The sequence below is a fragment of the Devosia sp. Leaf64 genome (assembly GCF_001421945.1).
Lineage (GTDB): Bacteria > Pseudomonadota > Alphaproteobacteria > Rhizobiales > Devosiaceae > Devosia.
In genome coordinates this window covers 105075-128383 of sequence record NZ_LMLO01000021.1, presented here as the reverse complement: position 1 = coordinate 128383, position 23309 = coordinate 105075, and the positions used below count along the sequence as shown (strand labels likewise).

General features: G+C 60.1%; 21 protein-coding genes. 9 read left to right on the top strand and 12 right to left on the bottom strand.

The window, feature by feature from the left end:
- Positions 1–89 precede the first annotated feature (89 nt).
- On the bottom strand, positions 90–1076 hold the full coding sequence (locus tag ASE94_RS13580; protein ID WP_062630857.1) for a hypothetical protein: 987 nt from the start codon (positions 1074–1076) through the stop codon (positions 90–92).
- A gap of 216 nt (positions 1077–1292) precedes the next feature.
- Here ASE94_RS13580 and ASE94_RS13575 point away from each other — a divergent pair, with 216 nt between their 5' ends.
- A complete protein-coding gene (locus ASE94_RS13575; RefSeq protein ID WP_061908016.1) occupies positions 1293–1721 on the top strand; it encodes a response regulator in 429 nt (142 codons plus the stop codon).
- A gap of 39 nt (positions 1722–1760) precedes the next feature.
- Here the strand turns inward: ASE94_RS13575 and ASE94_RS13570 are convergent, their stop codons facing one another.
- The 5 genes from ASE94_RS13570 to rpiA form a co-directional block, all read right to left on the bottom strand.
- A complete protein-coding gene (locus tag ASE94_RS13570) occupies positions 1761–3683 on the bottom strand; it encodes a PAS domain-containing protein (RefSeq protein ID WP_062630855.1) in 1923 nt (640 codons plus the stop codon).
- A gap of 111 nt (positions 3684–3794) precedes the next feature.
- Positions 3795–5171, bottom strand: coding sequence for a 3-deoxy-7-phosphoheptulonate synthase class II (locus ASE94_RS13565; protein WP_061908108.1), 1377 nt, complete (start codon positions 5169–5171; stop codon positions 3795–3797).
- Positions 5172–5260: 89 nt separating this feature from the next.
- The gene (gene gor / locus ASE94_RS13560; protein WP_062631341.1) at positions 5261–6637 is read right to left on the bottom strand and encodes a glutathione-disulfide reductase; all 1377 of its coding nucleotides are present in this window, start codon (positions 6635–6637) and stop codon (positions 5261–5263) included.
- Between the two features lie 104 nt (positions 6638–6741).
- Positions 6742–7257 (bottom strand): DUF2059 domain-containing protein, encoded by a 516-nt coding sequence (locus ASE94_RS13555; protein WP_061908014.1) that lies wholly within the window; start codon positions 7255–7257, stop codon positions 6742–6744.
- Between the two features lie 34 nt (positions 7258–7291).
- Positions 7292–7990: a ribose-5-phosphate isomerase RpiA gene (rpiA, locus tag ASE94_RS13550; protein ID WP_062630854.1), complete on the bottom strand. Its 699-nt coding sequence runs from the start codon at positions 7988–7990 to the stop codon at positions 7292–7294.
- A gap of 248 nt (positions 7991–8238) precedes the next feature.
- Here rpiA and ASE94_RS13545 point away from each other — a divergent pair, with 248 nt between their 5' ends.
- Both ASE94_RS13545 and moaA read left to right on the top strand, forming a co-directional pair.
- The gene (locus ASE94_RS13545; protein WP_244484042.1) at positions 8239–8829 is read left to right on the top strand and encodes a L,D-transpeptidase; all 591 of its coding nucleotides are present in this window, start codon (positions 8239–8241) and stop codon (positions 8827–8829) included.
- Between the two features lie 116 nt (positions 8830–8945).
- A complete protein-coding gene (moaA, locus tag ASE94_RS13540; protein ID WP_062631340.1) occupies positions 8946–9959 on the top strand; it encodes a GTP 3',8-cyclase MoaA in 1014 nt (337 codons plus the stop codon).
- Between the two features lies 1 nt (position 9960).
- On the opposite strand, the gene ASE94_RS13535 is transcribed toward moaA, so the two are convergent.
- Both ASE94_RS13535 and ASE94_RS13530 read right to left on the bottom strand, forming a co-directional pair.
- Positions 9961–10365 (bottom strand): VOC family protein, encoded by a 405-nt coding sequence (locus ASE94_RS13535; protein ID WP_062630853.1) that lies wholly within the window; start codon positions 10363–10365, stop codon positions 9961–9963.
- A 3-nt stretch (positions 10366–10368) separates the two neighbouring features.
- Positions 10369–10848: an Lrp/AsnC family transcriptional regulator gene (locus tag ASE94_RS13530; protein WP_061908104.1), complete on the bottom strand. Its 480-nt coding sequence runs from the start codon at positions 10846–10848 to the stop codon at positions 10369–10371.
- A gap of 272 nt (positions 10849–11120) precedes the next feature.
- Here ASE94_RS13530 and ASE94_RS13525 point away from each other — a divergent pair, with 272 nt between their 5' ends.
- Positions 11121–12644: a HAMP domain-containing sensor histidine kinase gene (locus ASE94_RS13525; protein WP_061908011.1), complete on the top strand. Its 1524-nt coding sequence runs from the start codon at positions 11121–11123 to the stop codon at positions 12642–12644.
- Between the two features lie 71 nt (positions 12645–12715).
- On the top strand, positions 12716–13348 hold the full coding sequence (locus tag ASE94_RS13520; protein WP_156352159.1) for a DUF6683 family protein: 633 nt from the start codon (positions 12716–12718) through the stop codon (positions 13346–13348).
- Here ASE94_RS13520 and cobT read toward each other — a convergent pair.
- Entirely contained in the window at positions 13308–14351 is a 1044-nt protein-coding gene (gene cobT, locus ASE94_RS13515; protein ID WP_062630851.1) for a nicotinate-nucleotide--dimethylbenzimidazole phosphoribosyltransferase, read from the bottom strand. The genes ASE94_RS13520 and cobT overlap by 41 nt on opposite strands.
- A 184-nt stretch (positions 14352–14535) precedes the next feature.
- On the opposite strand from cobT, the gene ASE94_RS13510 reads away from it, so the two are divergent.
- The gene (locus ASE94_RS13510) at positions 14536–15222 is read left to right on the top strand and encodes a TIGR02281 family clan AA aspartic protease (RefSeq protein WP_062630850.1); all 687 of its coding nucleotides are present in this window, start codon (positions 14536–14538) and stop codon (positions 15220–15222) included.
- Here the strand turns inward: ASE94_RS13510 and dusA are convergent, their stop codons facing one another.
- Positions 15223–16245 (bottom strand): tRNA dihydrouridine(20/20a) synthase DusA, encoded by a 1023-nt coding sequence (dusA, locus tag ASE94_RS13505; protein WP_062630849.1) that lies wholly within the window; start codon positions 16243–16245, stop codon positions 15223–15225.
- Positions 16246–16387: 142 nt separating this feature from the next.
- Here dusA and ASE94_RS13500 point away from each other — a divergent pair, with 142 nt between their 5' ends.
- From ASE94_RS13500 to ASE94_RS13490, 3 genes are all read left to right on the top strand, one after another.
- A complete protein-coding gene (locus tag ASE94_RS13500) occupies positions 16388–16837 on the top strand; it encodes a universal stress protein (RefSeq protein WP_061908006.1) in 450 nt (149 codons plus the stop codon).
- Between the two features lie 75 nt (positions 16838–16912).
- Entirely contained in the window at positions 16913–18286 is a 1374-nt protein-coding gene (locus ASE94_RS13495) for an FGGY-family carbohydrate kinase (protein WP_062630848.1), read from the top strand.
- A gap of 63 nt (positions 18287–18349) precedes the next feature.
- The gene (locus tag ASE94_RS13490; protein ID WP_062631339.1) at positions 18350–19651 is read left to right on the top strand and encodes an NAD(P)/FAD-dependent oxidoreductase; all 1302 of its coding nucleotides are present in this window, start codon (positions 18350–18352) and stop codon (positions 19649–19651) included.
- Here the strand turns inward: ASE94_RS13490 and ASE94_RS13485 are convergent.
- A complete protein-coding gene (locus tag ASE94_RS13485; RefSeq protein ID WP_061908004.1) occupies positions 19648–20562 on the bottom strand; it encodes a DMT family transporter in 915 nt (304 codons plus the stop codon). The genes ASE94_RS13490 and ASE94_RS13485 overlap by 4 nt on opposite strands.
- A gap of 98 nt (positions 20563–20660) precedes the next feature.
- Positions 20661–23135, bottom strand: a complete 2475-nt coding sequence (locus ASE94_RS13480) for a glycoside hydrolase family 2 protein (protein ID WP_062630847.1) — start codon at positions 23133–23135, stop codon at positions 20661–20663.
- Between the last annotated feature and the right edge of the window lie 174 nt (positions 23136–23309).

Below are 23309 nucleotides of genomic sequence, written 5' to 3'. Positions count from 1 at the left end.
GCTGCCTAATGGATATGGACGGGCCGCTCGGCCCGCGGCCGAACGCGGGCAAGACTTAGCCTCTGGCCCTGCCAAGAGCAAGCACTGGACTAGAAGCTGCCAGCGACTTCGAGCAGCGCGCCATAGCGGAGCATCGAGAAGGGATTGTTGTTCGAGATGTAGTTCTGCTGCGAAACCGTTGGTGGGTCCCCCGCTGTAGCCGGCTGGGTCACCTGGTACGTATTGTATGTAACGTCATACTGACCGGTCAAATAGGTAGCACGTCCACCAAGCCGGATCGCCAGATTTTCTGTTGGTTTGAAGCCAACCATGAGTTTGCCCGTCGCGCCGTAGGCATGACCGTTTACGGCGGCAGCCGACCCCTGACCAAAGTATGGACCTAGCGGTGCGCCCTGATAGGCACCGTACGTGCCGGTAATCCAGGAATATGGAATGGCGGCCGCTTCGCCGAGGATGTCAAAGCTACCCGTGTCGAACTTGGTGGCGAGGCCCAGTTTGAGTTGATGAATCTCGAAATTGTTGATTTTGCTGTCGCCGCCCGAAAGCCTGTAAATATCGGGGGCAATCTCTGTCGTGCCACCCGTGTAGAAGTTCGCTCGGCCCGTATCGGGGCTATCGTTGGTGTACTGATAGCCTGTGATGAAGCCCAGGCCGACGCTATCCCCCCCGAAGGGGAGATAGGCAAAATCAGCGCCTGCATAGCCAAGGCGGTAAGCGGGTAGTGTCTGCGGGGTACCGCCATTGGTGGTGTATGTGCCCTCATGAGCGACGCCGTAGCCGCCGAAGGCTTCGAGGTAGGAGCGGGTCGAATGATCCTCGACGCGTGCGAAGACTTCACCAACATGGCTCTTGCTGTCGACCGACTGGCTATAGTTGCCGATCTGGTGGTCCTGCTTGCCGATCGAGTACCAATAGCGCACACCCAGTTCGATCCTGAGTGGATCGCTGGCTGGGGTTTCCCACTCTTGCGGATAAGCCGGACGCAATGGAGGGAGTGCGCCATAGTCAGCAGCGAATACCGTTGCAGAAGAGACAGTGGCAAGGCCTGCAAGAACGCCGACTGCATAGAGCTTCATCACCAACTCCCCTGGTACGCAAACATTGGATCGTGGAACGTTTATCGATCATTAGGGTTAATGTTCCGCTAAATCAGTCCGCCGGAAGTTTTCGCTTTGGTAACTTCCGAGGATCATCCTGACAGTCGACGTCGAGATTTCGTCGTTTCGGCATGCAACCACATTGCGCTTCAGGAGTTTGTGTCAAATGGGTATTAGTCAGAAGACTGTCGTTTGATGCCGTGTCGCGTTCTCATTGTTGAAGACGAGATATTCGTCGCTTCCGAGATCGAGCAGATCGTCGCGGAAATGGGCCATGAGCCTATCGGCATCGCTGCTGACAAGAAGAGCGCGTTGCGTCACGCCAGCGAAGCTGAAATCGCGCTTGTCGACCTCAACCTGCGCGATGGACCCACCGGCATCGAAATCGGCAAAATCCTGGCCCAGACTCATGGTGCAAGCGTCATATTCCTGACGGCCAACCCAGCGCAACTTGGCGCCGGCGTTCCGGGCACGATCGGGGTAGTCTCCAAGCCTATCGCCGAACGTGACCTGCGCGAAGTCGTGGATTATGCCATGGCAAAACGCGCTGAAGCTGACGCGAGACCGCCAAGACGCTTACGTCTTTTCGATTGGCCCGGTGGCGGAACGCAACAGGCCACTTGAGCCAGACAAACAAACATCTAACGACGATTTTGGGACGCCTCAGGCGTCCTCTGTTTTTTCTACCTGCAGGCGGCTTGAGCGCATAAGCGAAGCGAGCGGTAATGTCAGCTCGACCTTGAGACCATCATCTTCCCACAGACGCTCGATCTGACCGCGCATCTGGCCGGTGACGGACAGTTCGATCAAGCGCGATCCGAAGCCGAATAGCTGGGCTGGGGCCGAGGTGCTAGGGCCACCGCGCTCTTTCCAGGTGAGGTGGAAGTCGTCGCCTTCGCGCCGACCTGTGAGATCGACCCAACCATCGGGCCCCTGCAGCGCGCCATATTTCGCAGCATTGGTGGCAAGCTCGTGAAAGAGAAGCGCTAGGGGCGTAGCTGCGGCATCGTCAATGATGGTGTCGTCACCCGCATAGCGGATCCGGCTCGATCCATCTTCGCCCTCGTATGGACGGAGGAGGCGAGCGACCAGCGCGGACAAGGTCCCCTGCCCCTTCGAGCTTTCCGACAGGTAGGTCTGGGGGCGCACGAAGTCGTGGGCCTCGCCAAGCGCAAAGATACGCTGACGCAACTGATCGGCGAAGGGCTTGATATCCGGGCGGCCACGGGCCGACAGAGACACGATGCCGGTGAGCACCGCAAAGATGTTCTTGATGCGGTGGCTGAGTTCCTGAGCGACAAGCTCGCGCTCCTCGGCGGCCTTTCGCGACTCGTGGATATCGGTGCAGGTGCCGATCCAGCGCAGAATGCGTCCGTTGTTGTCGACGATCGGCAGGGCGCGACCAAGGGTCCAGCGATATTCGCCGCTGTGATGGCGGAGGCGATATTCGATCTGGTAGGGCTCACCGGTTTCGAGCGAGTGACGCCAGCGCTTCCAGGCTTCTTCCTGATCGTCAGGGTGGAACATGTCGTTCCAGCCTTCGCCGTCGGTGGTGCCCGGTTGCATGCCGGTGAACTCGTACCAGCGGGCGTTATAGTAGTCGTGGTAGCCATCCGGCTGGGTGGCCCAGATCATCTGCGGCATGGTGTCGGCGAGGGTGCGGAATTCAAGCTCGCTTTTGGCGAGCGCCTCGGCGGCACGGCGCTGCTCGGTGATGTCGATCGCAACACCTGGGAAACGATAGACCTGACCTTCGGCATTGAAGCGGGGACGGCCAGAAGCCACAACCCACCGGCGCGTGCCATCTGGGGCAACAACGCGGTATTCGCTGCGAAAGTCGGCGCCAGTGGAGAAAGAGCGCTGGAGGTCGTCGTTTACGCGCGGCAGGTCCTCATGTTCGACCGCCAGCAGATATTGCTCGATGGGCGCGCCGAGGCCGGCGATCTGGGAATCGACATTGTAGAGATTGGCGAACTGATCGTCGGCCGTGACGATATTGTTGATTGTGTCCCAATCCCAGGTGCCGACGAGGGCTGAGCTCGAGAGGGCAAGGGTCAGCCGCTCTTCGCTACGCGCGAGGGCCTTTTCGGCCAGGATACGGGCCGTGGTTTCATGGACAATACAAAGCGTACCCATGGAATAGCCATCGTCCCCCATGATGGGGCTGTAATGAAGGTCCATCCAGCTGGTTTCGGGCGCTCCGTGACGATTAAGCAGTAGTTCCTGGTCGTTCAGCGTCCATGACTCGCCGGTCAGGCCGCGCTCGACGTTTTGGCGATTGAAATCGGCGATCTCGGGCCAGGCTTCGAGGGCTGGCATGCCAAAGATCTCGGGGTGGCGCTGGCCGGCGAAGACGCCATAGGCATCGTTATAGATAAGGATGGCTTGCGGGCCGACCATCATGACCATGGGGGTCGAGGCGACCATCATCAAGCGCACAGCGCCTTTGAGGCTTTCCGGCCAATCGGGGATCGGACCGAGGGGATTGCTCGACCAATCATAATCATTGAGCAATTTGACAGTTGGATCGCGCTCAAGTTCAGCGCGGACCTCGGGTGCGGCCAGGGGAAACAGAGATCTCGGCATTACCTACTCACTCTTGCGCGGCACTGTCCTTGGCCTGGAAGCGGGCAAAGAAAAGACCGCGCGCCGATGATGAACGCGCGGCCGCCTCTCAAGTTCACTCTTGGCGCTGGTCTATTCGCCCGCAAGCCGCCGCTGGGCGGGGGGCTTCTGGGCGTGCACTTCCTCGGCAACCAGGAAAGCCAGCTCCAGCGCCTGGCTCGCATTGAGGCGAGGGTCGCAATAGGTGTTGTAGCGATCGGCCAGTGTTGTCTCTGTTACTGCCGACAGGCCGCCGACGCATTCAGTGACATCGTCGCCGGTCATTTCGATGTGGACGCCGCCGGCATAGGTGCCCATTTCGCGGTGCACTTCGAAGAAATTGCGTACTTCGGTGAGGACGCGGTCGAAGGGGCGGGTCTTGTAGCCGGTCGAGGCCTTGATCGTATTGCCGTGCATCGGGTCGCAGCACCAGACGACGGTGCGGCCAGCCTTTTGAACGGTCTCAACGAGACGCGGCAGATGTTCGTGAACTTTATCGGCACCGAAGCGCGAGATCAGCGTGATGCGGCCGGCTTCATCGGTCGGATTTAGGCGATCGAGGAGGCGCAGGAGATCGTCATTGGCAAGGCTTGGGCCGCACTTGATGCCGATGGGATTGTGAATGCCGGCGAAGTATTCGACGTGCGCGCCATCGGGCTGGCGGGTGCGGTCGCCGATCCAAAGCATATGGCCGGAGGTCGCGTAAAAATTGTTGGAGATGGAATCGCGACGGGTCAGCGACTCTTCATAACCAAGCAACAGGGCTTCGTGGCTGGTGTAAAAGCTCGTCTGCTTGAGCGCGGGCGTATTGTCCGGATTGAGACCGAGCGCCGACATGAAGGTGATGGCATCGTCGATCTTGCGGGCGACTTCCTCGAAGCGAACGTTCCAGTTGGACCCCTTCATGAAGCCCATGGTCCATTCGTGGATGCGCGTCAGTTCGGCATAGCCACCCATGGAGAAGGCGCGAAGCAGATTAAGCGTCGCGGCCGACTGGCGATAGGCCTGCAACATGCGATCGGGATCGGGCACGCGCGCGGCTTCGGTGAACTCGATGGCGTTGATGATGTCGCCGCGATAGCTCGGCAGCTCGACGCCTTCGATGGTTTCGGTATCGGCCGACCGGGGCTTGGCGAACTGGCCGGCGACGCGGCCGACCTTCACCACGGGCTTGGAGCCGCCATGGGTGAGGACCACCGCCATCTGCAGAAAGACGCGGAAGAAGTCGCGGATGTGGTCCGCGCCATGTTCGGCAAAGCTTTCGGCGCAATCGCCACCTTGAAGGAGGAAGGCTTCGCCGCGGGCGACGGCCGCGAGGCGAGACTTGAGTTCACGCGCCTCGCCGGCAAAAACCAGCGGCGGGAACGAAGCAAGTTGACGCTCGGCCTCAGCCAAGGCAGCGGCATCGGGATAGGCGGGAACCTGAAGAACAGGCTTTTCGCGCCAGCTGCTGGGGGTCCAAGTGGTCATGGTCATCTCGCTCACGCGGGGCATCTTGCGGGTTGGGGCGGTCTAGCAATACCTACACGGGCTGCCAAGTCCAAACCAGACTTTGCCGTCTACCCCACCTTCTTGCAGTCGCGATAAGTGTAGCTCGGGGACTTGAAGGTCACGAGTTCTTCTGCGGCCGTAGGGTGGAGCGCGATGGTGCGATCGAGGTCTTTTTTGGTCGCACCCATGCTCATGGCGACGCCGACAAGCTGGATCATTTCACCTGCGCCGGGACCAAAGATGTGGACGCCGAGGACCTTGCCTTCGTCCTTTTCGGTGATGAGCTTCATCACCATGCGCTCGGTGCGGGTCGAGAGCGTATTCTGCATGGGGCGAAAACGCGCGAGGTAGACGTCGACATCGCCATGGGTGGCGGCTTCTTCCTCGGTGAGGCCTACGACGCCAATCTCAGGTTCGCTGAAGACGGCCGTCGGGATCAGCGAATAATCGACCTTCTGCGGATTGTTGTTGTAGACGGTCTCGGCAAAGTACCAGCCTTCGCGGATCGCAACGGGAGTCAATTGCGCGCGGCCCGTGACGTCGCCGACGGCATAGATCGAGGGGGTCGAAGACTGCGAATAGGCGTCGACGGCGATGCTGCCATTGTCGTTGAGTTTGACGCCTGCGGTTTCAAGGCCAAGGCCAGTGGTGTTGGCGCGGCGCCCGGTGGCGAACATGACGGCATCGAATGGCGCAGTGATGCCGTCGCTCAGGGTCGCCTGGACCTTATCGCCAGCGTTGGCGAGCGAGGCGATCGTGGTTTGATAGATGGTCCGGACGCCACGGGTGGTGAGCGCGGCTTCAAGACCACGGCGCATGTCTTCGTCAAAGCCGCGCAGGATGCAATCGCCGCGATAGATCAGGGTCGTATCGACGCCGAGACCGGCAAAGATGGTCGCGAATTCAACAGCGATATAGCCACCGCCCTCGATGAGGATGGTTTTGGGAAGCGTTGGAAGATCGAAGGCCTCATTGGAGGTGATGCCGAATTCGGCGCCGGGCACTTCGGGGATGAAGGGATGAGACCCGGTTGCGATCAACAAACGTTCAGCCGTGAGCTCACGGCCTGAACCCGTGAGGCGCAGGCTATTGGGCCCGGTGACGACGGCGCGATCCCTGATGATTTCGACGCCCGGCTTTTCGAGATTGGCCGTATAGGCGGATTCGAGCCGGGAGATTTCCTTTTCCTTGGCGGCGACCAGGGTCGGCCAATCGAAGCTCGCCTCGACCTGCCAGCCGAAGCTGGGCGCGAGATCGAACTGATCGGAAAAGCGGGAGGCATAAACATATAGCTTTTTCGGCACGCAGCCCCGGATGACACAGGTGCCGCCGACGCGGAATTCCTCGATGATCGCGACCTTGGCGCCATAGGTGGCAGCCATACGGGCGGCGCGGACACCGCCAGAGCCAGCCCCGATTACCAAGAGATCATAATCATAAGCCATGCTCGCCCCACCCTTCATCGCAATCTAACGATATAGATAATCTATCTTGCCGACAAAAAAAGACCCCGCACAAGGGCGGGGCCGGTATTCAAACGTGCGATCGATCAGAGCTCGATATTCTGTGCGCGGAGTTCGGCACGAACCTTGGCGAAGAATTCACGCTGCAGGTTGCCCGAGAAAACCTGCATGACACGCTGCAGATCGGTGTTCAGTTCGGAATTGGCCTGAGCCAGCTTCGCGCCGGTCGGCGATTCATAGAAGGTCACGATCTGCTGAAGCTCTTCCATGGTGAAGCGCAGCGCATAGACACGCGCAAACTGATCGAGCAGTTCGCCCTTGCGGCCGCGATATTCCTCGATGACCTTGGTGATCGCGGCGTTCGTCTGATCGATGATTTCCGGATTCTGCTGCACGATCTGCTGCATGGTGCGCACGCCGGTTTCGACGACGGTCACTTCGTAAACAGCACCACGATCGGTCAGATCGATATATTTGCGGGCGAGCGCCAACTGCTCAGGCGCAACTTCCTGCGCGAAAGCAGGAGCGGCGAGACCGATCATGCCGGCAGTGACGACTGCGGCGAAGATCGCCTTGGCGCCGCGCATAAAATCCATGTTCATCCGGTTCCCCATGTCTTCAGTTGCGGGCTTGAGGTCAGTTGCCCTTGAGAAGTGTTTTTACGCCATCAGGCGCCGCCACATAAGCCTTGCTGCACATATTGAGGAAGAGCCCATGCTGGACCACTCCCGGAATATCGAGCAGATCGCGTGACAGCGCTTCTGGCTGCGAAATGCGGCCAAAAAAAGCATCGAGGATGAGGTGTCCACCATCGGTCACGAAGACTTCGCCTTTGTCTTCGCCACGCAGCTTGAGAGAGCCCTCGGCGCCATGCGCCTTGAGCGTTTCGGCAACAAGGCTGCGGGTGGCGCCAAGGCCGAAACGATTGACCTCGATGGGCAAGGGAAAGCGCCCCAGCGTGTCGACGACCTTCGAGCTATCCGCAATGACGATCATGGTGCTCGACGCGGCGGCGACGATCTTTTCGCGCAACAGCGCGCCGCCACCGCCCTTGATCAGATTGAGATTGTCATCGAGTTCATCGGCGCCGTCGACAGTGAGGTCGAGGCGGCCAAGACGATCTAAATCGGACAGCGGAATGCCGAGGCCGCGCGCTTGCTCTGCAGTGACTTCGGATGTCGGCACGCAGATGACATCGAGTCCCTGTGCGACGCGCTCGCCGATCAGGTCGACGAAGTGGCGGGAGGTCGAGCCTGTGCCAAGGCCAAGGCGCATGCCGGGGCGAACATCTTCAAGCGCACGGCGTGCGGCTTCGCGTTTGAGGTCTTCGGACATTTTTCCTCACTTTGGCCGAGGGTGATGCAAGCTCCCCTGCCCCGCTGTCAACCCTTGCACACCGCCGGTCTGGATCATTGGTGAACACGCACTGTCACCGCCGCGCAACAGAGTGTGGCGCACCCGCCATTTATGTGGCCAAAAGGTGACTGTTAAGACTTCTCGACTAGAATTCAGAAATGTAAATAGCGGCATTACTTACGGCACGCGAATCAACCGCCGCCGAACTTTCAGAGGCCTGGACGAGCATGAAGTTTTCGAGAGCGGCGATGGCCGTGTGTCTGTCGGTCTTGGTGGCGCTTTCGATGACTGCGCAGAGCCGGGCTGTAACCGTCTACAACACCGACACCAATACGTGGGAAGAAAAGGTCGTCACCACCCCGCGTCGTGGCGGCAGCCCGATCAAGAAAGAGCTCGTCGACTATGTGACGAACTATAAAGTCGGCACGATCGTTGTCGAGACCGGCGAACGCCGCCTCTATCTCGTGCTCGAAGACGGTAAGGCGCTGCGCTATGGCATCGGCGTCGGCCGCGATGGCTTCACCTGGTCCGGCACGCACCGGATCACCCGCAAGGCCGAATGGCCCGGCTGGACTCCGCCTGCCGCCATGCGCAAGCGCGTCCCTGACCTTCCGGCCTATATGCCTGGCGGCCCGGAAAATCCGCTCGGCGCCCGCGCACTTTACATCGGCTCGACGCTTTACCGTGTGCACGGCACGTCCGAGCCCTGGTCGATCGGCCAGGCCGTCTCGTCGGGCTGTATCCGCCTGACCAATGATGACGTCGCGGACCTCTATGAGCGCGTCAAGGTTGGCGCGACGATCGTCGTCAACCACTAAGGTTGATGGACTAAGGGATTGAAAGGGTCGCTTCGGCGGCCCTTTTGTTTTGTCCGGGGCAACAACATTGCTCGACCATGGTTTCCATCTCATGCGGCACCGCTTACATTGAAGCCATGAACGCGCCTTTCGCTCCCAAACGTCCGCTGGTCGACACTTTTGGCCGAACCATCAGCTATCTGCGCATTTCGGTGACGGATCGCTGCGATTTTCGCTGTGTCTATTGCATGGCGGAGGACATGGTTTTTCTACCCAAGAAGGATGTGCTGAGCTTTGAAGAGGTCGAGACGATCGCTTCGGCCTTTATAGCGCGGGGAACGACCAAGATCAGGCTGACGGGCGGCGAACCGTTGGTGCGGCGCGACATCATGGATTTGGTGGGGACGCTGGGTGAGCGGATCGGATCGGGGCTCGAAGAGCTGACGATCACGACCAATGGCAGCCAATTGGCAAAGCATGCTGAAGGCTTGTTCGCAGCGGGTGTCCGGCGGATCAATGTATCGCTCGATACGCTTAATGCGGAGCGTTTTGCGACCATTACACGGCGCGGGCGGCTGGCTGACGTGATGGCCGGAATTGATGCAGCACAGGCTGCGGGGCTGAGCCTCAAGATCAATATGGTGGCGATGCGCGGCGTCAATGATGACGAGATCGAGCCGATGATGGCCTGGGCGCATGGGCGCGGCATGGGCCTAACGCTAATCGAGGGCATGCCGCTCGGTGAAGTCGGGCTAGACCGTGTTGACACCTATCTGCCGCTGCGCGAGTTGCATGAGCGTCTCGCGAACCGGTACACCCTGACACGATTAGCCAAAAAGACCGGCGGACCGGCGCGCTATGACCATGTGGCGGAAACGGGCGGCGTGCTCGGCTTCATCACGCCAATGAGCCACAATTTCTGCGAAAGCTGCAATCGGGTGCGGCTGACGGCGACGGGCCAGCTTTTCCTCTGCCTTGGGCAGGATGATCAGGTGAACCTGCGCGACGCATTGCGCGATGGGGGTCGGACGGGGCTCGATGCGGCACTCGACCATGCGATGCTGATCAAGCCCAAGGGGCATGACTTCGTCATTGATCGCAACGCACCGGCGCCAGCGGTTGCGCGGCATATGAGCGTCACCGGCGGATAGCCTAGCGACCTTCGCCGCGCTCAATCAGTTCCACCATGATGCCGTCGGGATCGCGCACGAAAGCGAGCTGTTTGATCAGCGGCGTATTGCGGGCGTCACGTGGCCCTTCGATAACCTCGACGCCGGCAGCTTCAAGGCGCCCGAGCACCTCGGCCAGATCGGAATAGGCGAAGGTGAGGTGGCGGATGCCGGCTTCGTGGAGAGGCACGTCGCGGAAGCGGTCGACTGTGGGCGCCTCAGGGGCAAAGACTTCCAACATGCCAGCGCCGGTATCGAAAAAGCCGATCTCACCGCGATCGACCTCATTGCGTTGTGCGAGCGTGAGCCCGAGCAGGTCGCAATAGAATGCGACCGCCCGATCCATGTTCGACACGGTCATACCAACATGTTCAAAGGCAATGAGCATGGCTTACTTGTCGTCGTCCACGACTATGGCGAAGTCGAGCGGCAGGGCTGTCGTGTACTTGATCTGGCCCATGGCAAAAGCGGAGCTGACATCGGTCAGATTGATCTTGCTGATGAGGCGCTTGTAAAACGTATCATAGGCCTGAATGTCGGGCACGACGACGCGCATGAGATAATCGACATCGCCGCTCATGCGATAAAACTCGACCACTTCGGGGAATTCGTCGATGACGCCGGAGAATTTGCGCATCCAGGCTTCATTGTGTTCGTTGGTCTTGACCGAGACAAAAACCGTGACGCCGACATTGACCTTATTGGGGTCGAGCACCGCAACGCGACGCTGAATAACGCCGTCTTCTTCCATCTTCTGAATACGGCGCCAGCAAGGGGTGGTCGACAAGCCAACTTTGCGACCGATCTCGGCGACGGGCATCGTGGCGTCTTTTTGGAGCAGCGTCAGTATCTTGCGGTCGATCTTATCCAGTGCCATCCGGCCCTCTCGGCGAAATCAGATTTTTCTTGCAGCGATTTTATTGGGCATTCGCGCAGCGGAAACTGCCATAAGGACTTAGATTGCGCAATAAAATTGCTTCTTCGACTTATCATATGACTTCTGACGGACGCAGGATCGTCCGCAGCAGGTAACGCAGATGCGGCGTTCCGGTTTCACGTCATGTTAACCACGCCCTGACTACGTTGGCAGCGAGCGTAGCAGTGACCCGTTGTTACTGCGTGGTTTAGTAATGAGTACCGTTCATGCCGTCTCAGCCGGCCAATAACGCGGACGTGCGCGCCTTGATGGGCCGTGACGGGAAACGCGCTGCCCAAAAGACCGTGCTTGAGGCACGCCAGAAGCTGACGTCCAGCTCCGGCACCCGTGCGGAATTCGACTTCGAACTGATGCATGATTATGCCGCTTCGCGTCGTGAAGCAGCATTGCCCATGGCCGCGGTCGTCTGCATCCTCGCCATCGTCTCGAGTTTTTGGGTGCCAGTCATTTTCTCCGCACTTTGGGCGGGGCTGGTAATCGTCAGTTTGCTGGTGGTGGTGCTGGTTGCGAGCCGGTTCATCGACCAGGACCCCAGCAAATTCAATGCGGCGAACTGGACGACGAGTTTTGTTGCGGCCGAAACCTTCTATGGCCTAACGCTTTCGCTTCTGGCCGTTTCCGCCTTTGTGGCCCCGACGGATGTGGCGCCGGTGATGTTTGCCATGGTGCTGGTAAGCATCGCAGCCAATGCGATCGCGACCCACACACTGCCCCCGGCGACGCTGATGAGCACTTTACCGGTAACGATCAGCGTGGCGATCAGCCTTGTCTGGCTCGGTGGTACGATGAATTACACGCTGGCCGGAGTTGCCGTCTGCGGCGAAATCTTCTTCCTGTTCCTTGCCCGGCAGCTCTATGGCTCGGAGCTTGAGACGCTGTCGCACCAGTCCGAAAAGGATTCGCTGATCGCGGAGCTGGAAGAAGCGCGGCAGATGTCGGAAGAGGCGCGGCGACATGCCGAGCAGGCCAATATCGCCAAGAGCCAGTTTCTCGCGACGATGAGCCACGAGCTGCGCACGCCGCTCAACGCCATCATCGGCTTTTCAGAAGTGCTGAAATCCGAACTGTTGGGCACGCACCAGGTGCCGCAATACAAAGAATATGCCGGCGACATCCATTCGAGCGGGCAGCATCTCCTCAACCTCATCAACGAATTGCTCGACCTCAGCCGTATCGAGGCCGGTAAATATGAGCTGCATGAGGAAGCGGTTTCGATCATCGATATCGCCGACGATTGCCAGCGCATGATGCAATTGCGCGCCAAGTCCAAGGGTATCGAGTTGACCTTTAGCTATGGCGATAACCTGCCGAAAATCTGGGGCGACGAACGCGCCATTCGCCAGGTGGTGCTGAACCTCCTGAGCAATGCCATCAAGTTCACGCCCCAGCATGGCAAGGTGATGCTACTCGTAACGCGCAGCGCCGATGGCGGGCAGTTGCTTTCGGTCAAGGATAACGGTCCGGGCATTCCGGAGAACGAAATCGAGACGGTGCTGTCCTCGTTCGGCCAAGGGTCACTCGCCCAAAAGACGGCGGAACAGGGTGCGGGTCTCGGTCTGCCGATCGTGCAGCGGATCATGGACCTCCATCAGGGCAGGTTCGATCTGTTCTCAAAGCTCCGCTTCGGCACTGAAGTCATTGCGACCTTCCCGCGTGCTCGCGTGATGGATGCGCTGGCCCCGGTGACCGAGCGTCGCAACAAGCTCGAGATTTACTCGCAGGTTGGTTGAAACCGAGCATTTGGCGTCTCAAATTTGCCCCTATCGGGCCCTCCATTGCGGTCCAGTTAGGGGTATCGAATTTGAAGTCGCTTGCTCGGTTCTTGTCGTTGTTGATCCTGCTCCCGACCCTCGCCTTTGCGCAGGAGAAACCGGTCCAGGTTTTCGACACCAGCTATCCGCCTTCAACGATCATATCGGCGCGTATCCAGCGCCAATTCCTCGACTCGGTTCGCTGGTCTGTCGGCGTCGAAGTGCGCAATAGTCTTGCGGCAGCGTTTGCCGAGCGACCCGCGCTGGAAATCTGGCAGGACCTGGTGGCCAAGGACGGGCTAAGGACCGGCAATGTGGCTGACGCGTTGACCGCCTATTGGGTGCTCAACTGGGTGACTGCCAACGCCCGCTACAACAGCAAGATCGACAATGAACCGGTGCGGGCGCAAATCGCCGCGGCCATGGCGAATGATGCAAGTTTTCGCACGCTCGACAATCTGCAGCGGCAAGAAATGGCTGAGGGATATATCCTCAAATTCCTCGTCGAGCATGCAGCGCTGAACCGGGCGATGGCCAGCAAGGATGTGGCAGCCCTCGGCAGGCTAGCCCTCGCCTCGGCCACCCGCTTCCGTCAGGAAATGGGCGTCGATCTCTTGACCCTTGAGCCCGGCTCAGAGGGGTTCATGCCAAGGGCACGACCTGTCGCGCCAGCGGCCGACTGACCGACGCGCTTTCGAAGGTCGCCATATTGGTGTGGAGGTGGAGGGCCGTCTTGATCAGGACGACACCGAGCGCTGCGCCCGTGCCTTCGCCGAGATAAATTCCGAGATTGAGCAGCGGCTTCTTGCCGAGGCGTTCGAGCACCTGTGCGTGGGCGCCTTCGTCGGCGACGTGTGCGAATAGGCAGTGGTCGATAGCTTCGGGGTTGACCGCATGGGCAATGGCGGCAGCGGCGGTTGCTACATAGCCATCGATAACGACAGGGACTTTCTGGTGGCGTGCAGCGATCAGGGCGCCGAGGATGGCCGCGATCTCGCGGCCGCCGACGCGGGCGAGAGTAGCGAGTGGATGATCGAGTTGGCCGGCATGGAACGCCAAGGCACGGTCGACGGCGTCGATCTTGTTGGCGCGGTGTGCGTCAAGGCTGCCTGAGCCCTGCCCGACCCAATCCGCGCCAGTGCCACCATAAAGCGCGGCAAAGATCGCGGCAGCGACGGTGGTATTGCCGATGCCCATATCGCCGAGGCCGATGAGATCTGGCTTACCGGCGACCGCTTCCATGCCGTAGGCGATGGTGGCTGCGCACATCTGATCGTCGAGTGCGGCGGCTTGGGTGATGTCTGCGGTCGCGAGTTCGAGCGCGAGTTCGAAGACGCGCAGGTTGATTTCATGGAGGCCACAAATCTGCGAGATGGCCGCGCCGCCATTGGTGAAATTGGCGACCATTTGGGCGGTCATTTCCTGGGCGAAATCCGACACGTCCTGCGCCGCGACACCGTGATTGGCGGCAAAGATCGTGACCATGGGATTATCGAGCCGCGGAACTTTCCGGTGCTGCCAGCGCGCGAGGAACTCGACGAGCTCTTCGAGGCGACCGAGCGAACCGGCGGGCTTGGTCAAATCCGTATCGCGTTCCCGCACCGCTGCCACGGCCGTTTCATCCCCATCCGGCACAGCCATCAGCAGGTCGAGAATATCGGCAAAGGCGGGATTGAGCGCAGGCATGGGGCAGTCCGGTAAAGGGCGATTGGTGCGGACTTGTTGCCCAGAACCGCGCCGAATGCAATTGAGACTGGAGCCGAGGCGCGACTGCGGCGTTAACGCGGGGAACTTCGCTGCTGCCAAGCCTTGAAATGGCCGCGCTGCTCCCCTTAATCCATAGGCACAGACCAACGGAGCGACGACGACGATGATCTTCATAGGGATTGCTCTCCTCGTCGCCGTGGGTATCGCCCTGATGATCTCGGCCGATGCCGGGAGCATGATCGGCCTGACGCAAACACAGACCGCCCAGCTCGTGCCGATGGTGGTGATCCTGATTGTCTTTGCCGGCGGGCTTTTCTCAAGGCGGCGCCGCGCGGCAGAATTGCTGGGCGCGGTCGGGCTTTGGGTCGCGATCTTTGCAGCAGTGGGCGTGGGCTACGCCTATCGTGACGAATTACTGGGTGTCGTCGGTCGGGTGACGGGCGAATTGCAGCCGGGTGTCGCCGTCGTCGATAGCGAAAATCGCACGGCAGAATTCCGGCGCGGCTTTGGTGGGCATTTCGAAATCGCGGCGACCATCAATGGCCACACGACCCCCATGATCTTCGACACCGGGGCAAGCGCCGTGGTGCTGACGCGCGCCGATGCCGAGGCGGCGGGGATCGATCTTCAGGGATTGCGCTATACAGTGCCGGTCTCGACGGCCAATGGCACCGGCATGGCGGCGCGAGCGCGGCTCAAGAATATTGAGGTCGGCGGGATCAGCCGGCGCAATATCGCGGCCTTTGTGGCCGAGGATGGCGCGCTCGATACGAGCCTTCTAGGCCAGACGTTCCTCGAAACGCTGGGCCAATATAGCGTGAGCCAGAACTCGCTCTTGCTGCGCGACTGATTACTCGGCAGCGACCTCGGCGCGGTCTTCGACAGCCGCCAGCGCCTGGAGGAACACTTCCGTGCCGGCATTGGGTCGGCAGGCATCGACGCTGAGAATTTGGCGGAATTGGCGCGCACCGGGACGGCCATTGGCGAGGCCCAGCATGTGGCGCGCGATATTGTTAAGCCGCGCGCCGTCGCGAAGCTGAGTTTCGGCATAACCGGCCATGGCATGCATGACATCGGCAAGGGTGATGTCGCGTGGCGCTTCGCCAAAGAGGCGCTCATCGACTTCGGCCAGCATCATTGGATTTTGATAGGCGGCGCGGCCGAGCATGACGCCGTGCATGTGCTGGAGATGGCCAGCGATGTCTTCAAAGGTTTCGATGCCGCCATTGATCACAATCGGCAAGGGTGCAAGGCGCGCGCTGAGCCGGTGAACACGCGGGTAATCGAGCGGCGGGATCGTGCGGTTTTCCTTTGGACTCAATCCCTGAAGCCAGGCTTTTCGCGCATGGACATAAAGCGCGGCAACGCCGGCTTCCGCCATCTTGTCGGCGAAGCGATCCAGGCTCTCTTCGGTGTCCTGATCGTCGATGCCGATGCGGCATTTGACGGTGACGGGCTTGTCGGTTGCGCTGCGCATGGCGCGGACGCAGTCGGCAACGAGGTCGGGTTCGGCCATGAGGCAAGCGCCGAACTTGCCCGACTGCACGCGGTCCGATGGGCAACCGACATTGAGGTTGATTTCATCATAGCCGAACTCGTCGCCGATGCGGGTAGAGGCGGCCAGATCGGCGGGATCGGACCCGCCAAGTTGCAGAGCGACAGGCTGCTCGACGGGATCAAAGCGCAGCAGGCGCTCGGTATCGCCGTTGAGGATTGCGCCAGTCGTGATCATTTCGGTGAACAAGAGACCGCGACGCGTGAGTACGCGATGGAGGTAACGGCAATGCCGATCCGTCCAGTCGATCATCGGGGCAACGGAGAAGCGGCGTGCGGTCTCGAGGGAGACGGCGGGGCCGCGCTTCTGGTCGGTCATCAGCGCGCAAACACGTTTTTCTAATCAGGAGGTGGCTGGAATAGACCTTTCCATGGCGGCGGGCAATGGACTGATCTGGATCAAAGCGGACACGCATGCGTTAGTCCAATGTCACACCAGTCCAAGCCAAAAGGGGGAATGAATGTATTCCAACATCATCTGCGCCATCGACGGGTCCGATCTCAGCACTAAGGCGCTGACCCAGGCGATCCATATTGCCGGAAAGCTTAGCGCGCGACTGACGGCGGTGACCGTAACCGAAACATCGATGATCGTGGCGCCGGGGCCGGAAATGATGATGGTCGACACGACCAATATGATCGGCGAACTCGATAAGGCCAAAGCGGAATCCGCAAAGGCGACCTTGGCCGCAGCATTGAAGCTGGGTGAAGCGTCCGGGCTCGAAATGTCCGTCAAGCATGTCCCGAACCTACCGGCAGCCGAGGGCATTATAGCGGCCGCGCGAGAGCTGAATGCGGACCTGATCGTGATGGGATCGCATGGACGCCGCGGGCTTGGCCGGCTGCTGCTTGGCAGCCAGGCGGCAGAGGTTTTGGCCCATGCCGATATACCGGTGCTGATCATCAAATAGCGCTAACATGTTAGCCATGGCGCGGCGGTTTGAATTCCGCTATGGGGCTTAAGCCCCGACGGAGAGCGCTGCGCCATGACACAGTCCCTGCCCCGCCATATCGCCGTGATCGATATCGGCAAGACCAATGCAAAAGTGGTTTTGATCGATGCGGCAAGCGAGACCCAACTTGGCGGGCTCAGCCGACCCAATACCGTCCTTCGCGATGCGCCATACCCGCATGCCGACGTAGATGGGCTGTGGGATTTTGTGCTCGATAGTCTCGGTCGGCTGCATCGCCAGCATGGCGTCGATGGAATTTCCATTACGACGCATGGTGCCACCGCCGCGCTGATCGCGGGCGATCGACTGGCGCTGCCGGTGCTCGACTATGAATATGATGGTCCTGCGGCTTCGGACGAAGCCTATGACCGAGCGCGGCCGAAATTTGACGAGACACTGTCACCAAAACTGCCGAACGGGCTCAATCTCGGGGCTCAGATCTTTTGGCAATCGCGCGCCTTCCCCGAGGATTTCGCTCGGGTGACGAGCATTCTGACCTATCCGCAATATTGGGCCTGGCGGTTGACGGGCGTGCTCGCCAGCGAAGTCACCTCGCTCGGCTGCCATACCGACCTTTGGGCGCCGGACAGCGGAGACTTTTCGGCGCTAGTGGATGAGCAGGGGTGGCGAGGGCTGTTTCCGATGATCCGTCCGGCGGCTTCAATATTGGGCGCCATTCGGCCCGATATCGCGACGCTGACAGGTCTTGCGGCAGACACGCCGGTGACCTGTGGGATCCACGACTCCAATGCGTCGCTGGTGCCGCATCTGGGACGGCGCGCTGCGCCATTCACGATCCTTTCGACTGGGACTTGGGCCATTGCGATGACAGTGGGTGGGGACACGGCGCAGCTCGACCAGATGCGCGATAGCCTTGCCAATGTCGATGCCTTTGGACGGCCCGTGCCGACGGCGCGGTTCATGGGTGGGCGCGAATTCGACGCGCTGGTGGACAAGATTGTCGAACCGACAGAGGCTGATCTGACATCGGTCATCGAGCGCGATGTTCAGGCTTTGCCGACCTTTGCGCCGGGGGTTGGGCCCTTTGCAGGCAAGAAGGGGCGGTGGACCGCGGCGCCGGATGGTTTGAGCGATGGAGAACGGACCGCTGCAGCCTCGCTTTATCTCGCGCTCGTCGCCCGCGAATGCCTCGAACTCTGCGGGTTGGGAGAGACCATCACCATAGAAGGTCCATTGGCGCGCAATGGCGTATTTGCGGCGGCGCTAGCGGCTTTGGCCGAGCGGCCGGTGCATGCTTCGGGCGATGGGACGGGAACGAGCCTGGGGGCCAGCCTGTTGTTCGGTGGACAGCCTGCGCATGAGCAGCACGATTCTCCGATCGCGCCGCTGACGCATCCAGGTTTTTCGGCCTATGCGCAGCGTTGGCGGGATCGTGTCACCGGATAGACTTAAGCGGCATTGACGGCGCGCTGCCCAAACCCAATGTTTGAGGCAGATATGGAGGCCGCCATGACGACGCCAAAGCACCGGATCATCATCATCGGTGGAGGCTTTGGCGGTATCGCCGCGGCGCAGGCGCTCAAACACGCCGATATCGACGTGTTGCTCATCGACCGGCGCAATCACCACCTGTTCCAGCCCCTGCTCTATCAGGTCGCGACGGCGTCGCTCAGCCCATCGGAGATTGCCTGGCCGATCCGCCACGTGCTGCGTCGCCAAAACAATGTCCGCGTAATCATGGCGACGGTCACCGGGATCGACGTTGCCGGCAAACAGGTGATGATCGAGGATGGCGAGCCGGAGCGCTATGACAGCCTGATCGTCGCGACCGGGGCGCAACACGCTTACTTTGGCAATGACGAATGGGAGCAGTTCGCGCCGGGGCTGAAAACGCTAGAGGACGCGACAGGCATTCGCCGCAAGCTTCTGCTGGCTTTCGAGGCGGCTGAGCGCGAGGCGGACACAGAGCGGCGGCGAGCCCTGCTGACATTTGCGATCATCGGGGCCGGGCCGACCGGGGTCGAGATGGCGGGGGCGATCAGCGAACTAGGGCGGTCAGCGCTGGCGGGGCAGTTCAAGACCATAGCGCCTGGAGATGTGCGCGTGGTGCTGATCGAAGGTGCCGATCGCGTACTGCTCAATTTTGAGCCCGAACTCTCGGACTATGCGCTCAAGGCGCTGAAGCGGCTCGGAGTCGAAGTAGAGCTAGGGCAAAAGGTCAAAAATATCGACGCCGATGGCGTCAGTTATGGCGACAAGCGGCTTGAGACCAAGACCATTATCTGGGGCGCTGGGGTTGCGGCGTCGCCAGCGGCAGAGTGGCTGGGCGTGGAGCCGGATCGGTCGGGACGGGTCAAGGTCGAGAAGGACCTGTCGCTGCCGGGACATAAGGAGATTTTCGTCGTCGGGGACACGGCGAGCATCATGCAGGAGAATGGCAAGCCTGTGCCGGGCGTGGCGCCTGCGGCCAAGCAAGCAGGGGCACATGCGGCGAAGACCACACTACTGCGGCTCAAGGGCGATATGAGCGCGCATCCATTTTCTTATAGCCATGCCGGCGATCTCGCGACGATCGGGAAGCGGGCAGCGGTCCTCGACTTTGGCTGGACCAAACTCACCGGCGGGCTCGCCTGGTGGGTTTGGGGCATCGCGCATATCTACTTTCTGGTCGACGTCAAAAACCGCATCTTCGTCGCGATGAGCTGGCTCTGGATTTATCTGACGGGCCAGCGCAGCGCGCGGTTGATCACCCACGGGCGGGCGACTTCTGCAGAGCCCTTGCGGGAAGTCGAAGAGGGCAAGGTCGGCTAGTGCGGCACAACAACTGAGGGCGCGGGCTTGGCCAAGCTCCGCTCGCGCAACCAGATGTATAGCCCGCTCAAAATAACGATCGGCGCGCCGACATAGAGCCAGAAATCGGGCGGCTGGGCGAAAATCAGCCAGCTCGAAAGCGCCATGAAAATGATCTGAAAGTAAGAAAATGGCGCCAGCACAGTCGCCGGTGCCAGACCCGAGGCCATGGTGATCAACTGATGACCGAGAAAGCCGAAGATGCCCACGGCGAAGAAGGCGATCCAACCATCTGGCGTCGTCGGCCAGGACCAAAAAAATATCACGATCGGCAGCAGTACGACGGTTGCGAAGATACCAACATAAAACTGGCTGGTCGCGGGGCTGTCGAAGGCGGAGACGCGGCGTGTGAGCAGCATATAAGCCGCAGTGCTGAATGCACCGAGAAGGCTGAGGAGTGAGGCTGGGTGAAAGGCGTTGGTGCCTGGGCGAACGATCACCAACACACCGATAAAGCCGACGCCGATAGCGGTCCACCGCCGCCAACCGACGGTTTCGCCGAGGAAGGGGACGGAAAGTGCGCAGATCAACAGGGGGACTGTGAAGGCAATGGCGCCCGTGACGGTCAAAGGCAGATATTGCACCGCGACGAAATTGCAGACGGTGGACCCAAGCAAAGCAAGCGCACGGAAGAACTGGAGTTTAAGGCTCCCTGTCCTCACCATGACCCGGCCATGGCGCGGCAGATGGACCGTCGCCACCAAAGCAAGATGAATGGCGTAGCGCAGGAAGACGATCTGCACGGCCGAAATGCCGACAAGCCCGAGCCATTTGGCGGAGGAGTCGATGCCCGTGAACATGAAATAGGCGGCAAGCGCCAAGCCGATCCCGAGGAGCCTATGCTCTTGGGGCGGGGCGAAGGGAGCAGACATTTTCTATCCATGCGGCCGCAGGAGGCGCGGCCCGGATCAAGGGTGGAAGAAAGCTGCCGCCCAGTCAATCGCCGGGCGACAAAAACTTGTATGGAAGTTTAGAAGGTTTCGGCCAGGTTGCGGATCTTCAGCGAGTTCCGCAAATCGGCCGAAGTGACGCTCGCGCCGTGGCGCGGGTGGAACACCAGCTCGACCGGCTTGCCAGGAAGCAGGGTTAGCGCATTGTCCGAGAAGTAACCGGGAACATCGACTGTCGCTGTCGCAAATACGGCTGGCTTGTCCGAAACGAGTGTCAGGACCGCCTGGCCGTCGCGATCGGACCAGGAGGAAGCGATCGTGGGCTGGACCAATTCATAGGCCTTATAGGGCTTGGGGAAGTAGTCGTTTTCGCCGATCGTTGTTCCGGCAGCGTCCTTCCATGAGAAGTAGAGGAACTCGTCGTCCGCAAGATCGGAGAGCGACATAGTTGCGAGAACGCTGGCAGCGTCGGGACCGACGGCGGCTTTGCCCGAAAAGACCGTCCGGGTTTCGCCAGTGACTTTGACGGCTTGAACGTCAAGTGTGAGAGACGCCGCGCTGCCGGTGTCGTTGATGCCCTTGAGGCTGATTGCGGTGTTTTCAGCATTGGGGACGGCGACGACATTGACCAGGCGGAAGAAGCGCTTGGCCATGTATTGCATGAGTTTCCACTGCCCGCCGTAATCAAGGCTGGACCAGCTTGCAACCGGCCAGATGTCGTTGATCTGCCAATAGAGCGTGCCCATGCAGCGCGGCTTGGTGGAGCGCCAATATTCGATGGCGGTCTTGATGGCGAGACCCTGTTGGATCTGGCTCAAAAACACCATCTGGTCGAAATCGCGCGGGAAGCGGAAGTAGCGCGTCATCGTCTCGATGATACGGGCATTGCCGCCATTGTTGCGCTGGTGGTTTTCCATGACCGGCGAGGACGGATTGCGGTCCTTTTCTTCCGAGAAGGTTTCGATGACGTTCATCGAAGTGAAGGACTGAAAGCCGAATTCGGAGGCGAAACGCGGATTAACCGATCGATAGGCGTCAAAGCTTTTCGCCGAATGCCAGACGTCCCAATAGTGGAGATCGCCGCGGGTGTCGGAGTGCCAGCCATCGGAAAAGTCCATGTATCCCAGCGATGGCGAAGACGGCCAGAAGCGTCGGGCGGGATCTTCATCCTCGACAATGCGATGCAGCATCGAATTGAGGCGGTCGTAATTGGCGAGATAGCGGCCGGGATCGGCTTTGGTTTCCGGATACCAATTGAGCGAGCCGATGACTTCGTTATCGCCGCACCAAAGGGCAATGGAGGCGTGGTGACTGAGGCGGCGCACCTGCTGGGTGATTTCGGTTTCGACCGAGGCGAGGAATTCGCGGTTGGACGGATAGCTCATGCACGAGAACATGAAATCGTGCCAAAGCAGGATGCCGAGCTCGTCGCAGAGATCGTAGAAATAGTCCGGCTCGTACTGACCACCGCCCCAGATGCGGAGCATGTTCATATTGGCAGCTTTCGCGCTCTCCAGCAGATCGCGGATGACTGTTGGCGTGATGCGCGAGGGAATGGCGTCGGCAGGGATCCAGTTGGCGCCCATCATGGTGATGTCGCGGCCATTGATGCGACACTTGAACGAGTGGTCGATCTCGTCCTTCTCGATGATCCATTCGAGTTTGCGAAGGCCGATCTTGCGGGTCGTCACTTCGCCTTCAAGATTGGTGGTCAGCTCATAAAGCGGTTGCTCGCCCTGCCCGGCCGGCCACCAGATCTTTGGATTTTGGATGATTACGTTGTGGGTGAAGACGTTCTCGCCCTTCTGGACGGAAACCTTATCGGTGATGGTCTGGCCAGCGATCGTGTGTTCGAGTTCGACTTCGCCATGGGCAAAGGCGAAGATGCGCGTCTTGATCGAGAGTTCGACCGAATTGGCGCCGTGGGCCTGATTGACCTCGACGCTTTCCTGGCGGGCAAGGCGCGATTTGCGGAGGCTCATTGTGCCGTAGACCCCGATGGGCATGGTGCAGATGCCCCAGTCCCAACCCGCATGGCAGGCTGCCTTGCGGATGAAGTTCATGTGGATGCCCTTCAGGCCATTGGTCTGGTAATTGTAGGTGAAGGGGATCGGGAACGGGTGCGCATCCGAGCGCGCCTTGGCGACATCGGGCGCGATATCGAATTCGATGCGGAGCGTGTTATCGCCAGCGCGGACCTTTCCGGTGACGTCGATGTCATGGCGCACAAAGCTATTGTCCGTTCGCGCGATCTCTTCGCCGTTGAGGAAGATGGTCGCGATGCAATCGACTTCCGAGAGCGTCAAGGTGAGATAGCCATCGATGTCCGTGGCCGAGGCTTCAAAGCGGCGCTCGACCGTCCAGGCGGTCTCATTGACCCACATCACGACCTTTTCATTCTCGCCGTAATAGGGGTCGGGAATGAGGTCGGCGGCAAGAAGCGCTCCATGAACGTCGCCAGGCAAGGTGATGGTCGTGGCGATATCGCGCGAGGTGGCGGTTAGCGCATATTTTCCGTGCAGGTTCAGCGCAGTATTGAAGCTTGGGATGGTCAAGTCGTCCTCCTGCCGGGCAGGCCCGGCCTCGTCTGGCAGCGGATGGCGTGGCTGCTGAAATCGATTTCGGAAGCGCTTTTAGCGTGAAGAGGTGACGGTTGGAATGCCCGCAAGCGCGCATTTTTTATCTTTTGCATCGTTGCGATCAGCTTGAGCCGAGAATGCGACGCTGGA

Bases quoted from the DNA above. Each gene is read 5' to 3' on its own strand.
- ASE94_RS13580 (WP_062630857.1), bottom strand. From the start codon at position 1,076: ATGAAGCTCTATGCAGTCGGCGTTCTTGCAGGCCTTGCCACTGTCTCT.
- ASE94_RS13575 (WP_061908016.1), top strand. From the start codon at position 1,293: ATGCCGTGTCGCGTTCTCATTGTTGAAGACGAGATATTCGTCGCTTCC.
- ASE94_RS13570 (WP_062630855.1), bottom strand. From the start codon at position 3,683: ATGCCGAGATCTCTGTTTCCCCTGGCCGCACCCGAGGTCCGCGCTGAA.
- ASE94_RS13565 (WP_061908108.1), bottom strand. From the start codon at position 5,171: ATGACCACTTGGACCCCCAGCAGCTGGCGCGAAAAGCCTGTTCTTCAG.
- gor (WP_062631341.1), bottom strand. From the start codon at position 6,637: ATGGCTTATGATTATGATCTCTTGGTAATCGGGGCTGGCTCTGGCGGT.
- ASE94_RS13555 (WP_061908014.1), bottom strand. From the start codon at position 7,257: ATGAACATGGATTTTATGCGCGGCGCCAAGGCGATCTTCGCCGCAGTC.
- rpiA (WP_062630854.1), bottom strand. From the start codon at position 7,990: ATGTCCGAAGACCTCAAACGCGAAGCCGCACGCCGTGCGCTTGAAGAT.
- ASE94_RS13545 (WP_244484042.1), top strand. From the start codon at position 8,239: ATGAAGTTTTCGAGAGCGGCGATGGCCGTGTGTCTGTCGGTCTTGGTG.
- moaA (WP_062631340.1), top strand. From the start codon at position 8,946: ATGAACGCGCCTTTCGCTCCCAAACGTCCGCTGGTCGACACTTTTGGC.
- ASE94_RS13535 (WP_062630853.1), bottom strand. From the start codon at position 10,365: ATGCTCATTGCCTTTGAACATGTTGGTATGACCGTGTCGAACATGGAT.
- ASE94_RS13525 (WP_061908011.1), top strand. From the start codon at position 11,121: ATGCCGTCTCAGCCGGCCAATAACGCGGACGTGCGCGCCTTGATGGGC.
- cobT (WP_062630851.1), bottom strand. From the start codon at position 14,351: ATGCCTGCGCTCAATCCCGCCTTTGCCGATATTCTCGACCTGCTGATG.
- ASE94_RS13510 (WP_062630850.1), top strand. From the start codon at position 14,536: ATGATCTTCATAGGGATTGCTCTCCTCGTCGCCGTGGGTATCGCCCTG.
- dusA (WP_062630849.1), bottom strand. From the start codon at position 16,245: ATGACCGACCAGAAGCGCGGCCCCGCCGTCTCCCTCGAGACCGCACGC.
- ASE94_RS13500 (WP_061908006.1), top strand. From the start codon at position 16,388: ATGTATTCCAACATCATCTGCGCCATCGACGGGTCCGATCTCAGCACT.
- ASE94_RS13495 (WP_062630848.1), top strand. From the start codon at position 16,913: ATGACACAGTCCCTGCCCCGCCATATCGCCGTGATCGATATCGGCAAG.
- ASE94_RS13490 (WP_062631339.1), top strand. From the start codon at position 18,350: ATGACGACGCCAAAGCACCGGATCATCATCATCGGTGGAGGCTTTGGC.
- ASE94_RS13485 (WP_061908004.1), bottom strand. From the start codon at position 20,562: ATGTCTGCTCCCTTCGCCCCGCCCCAAGAGCATAGGCTCCTCGGGATC.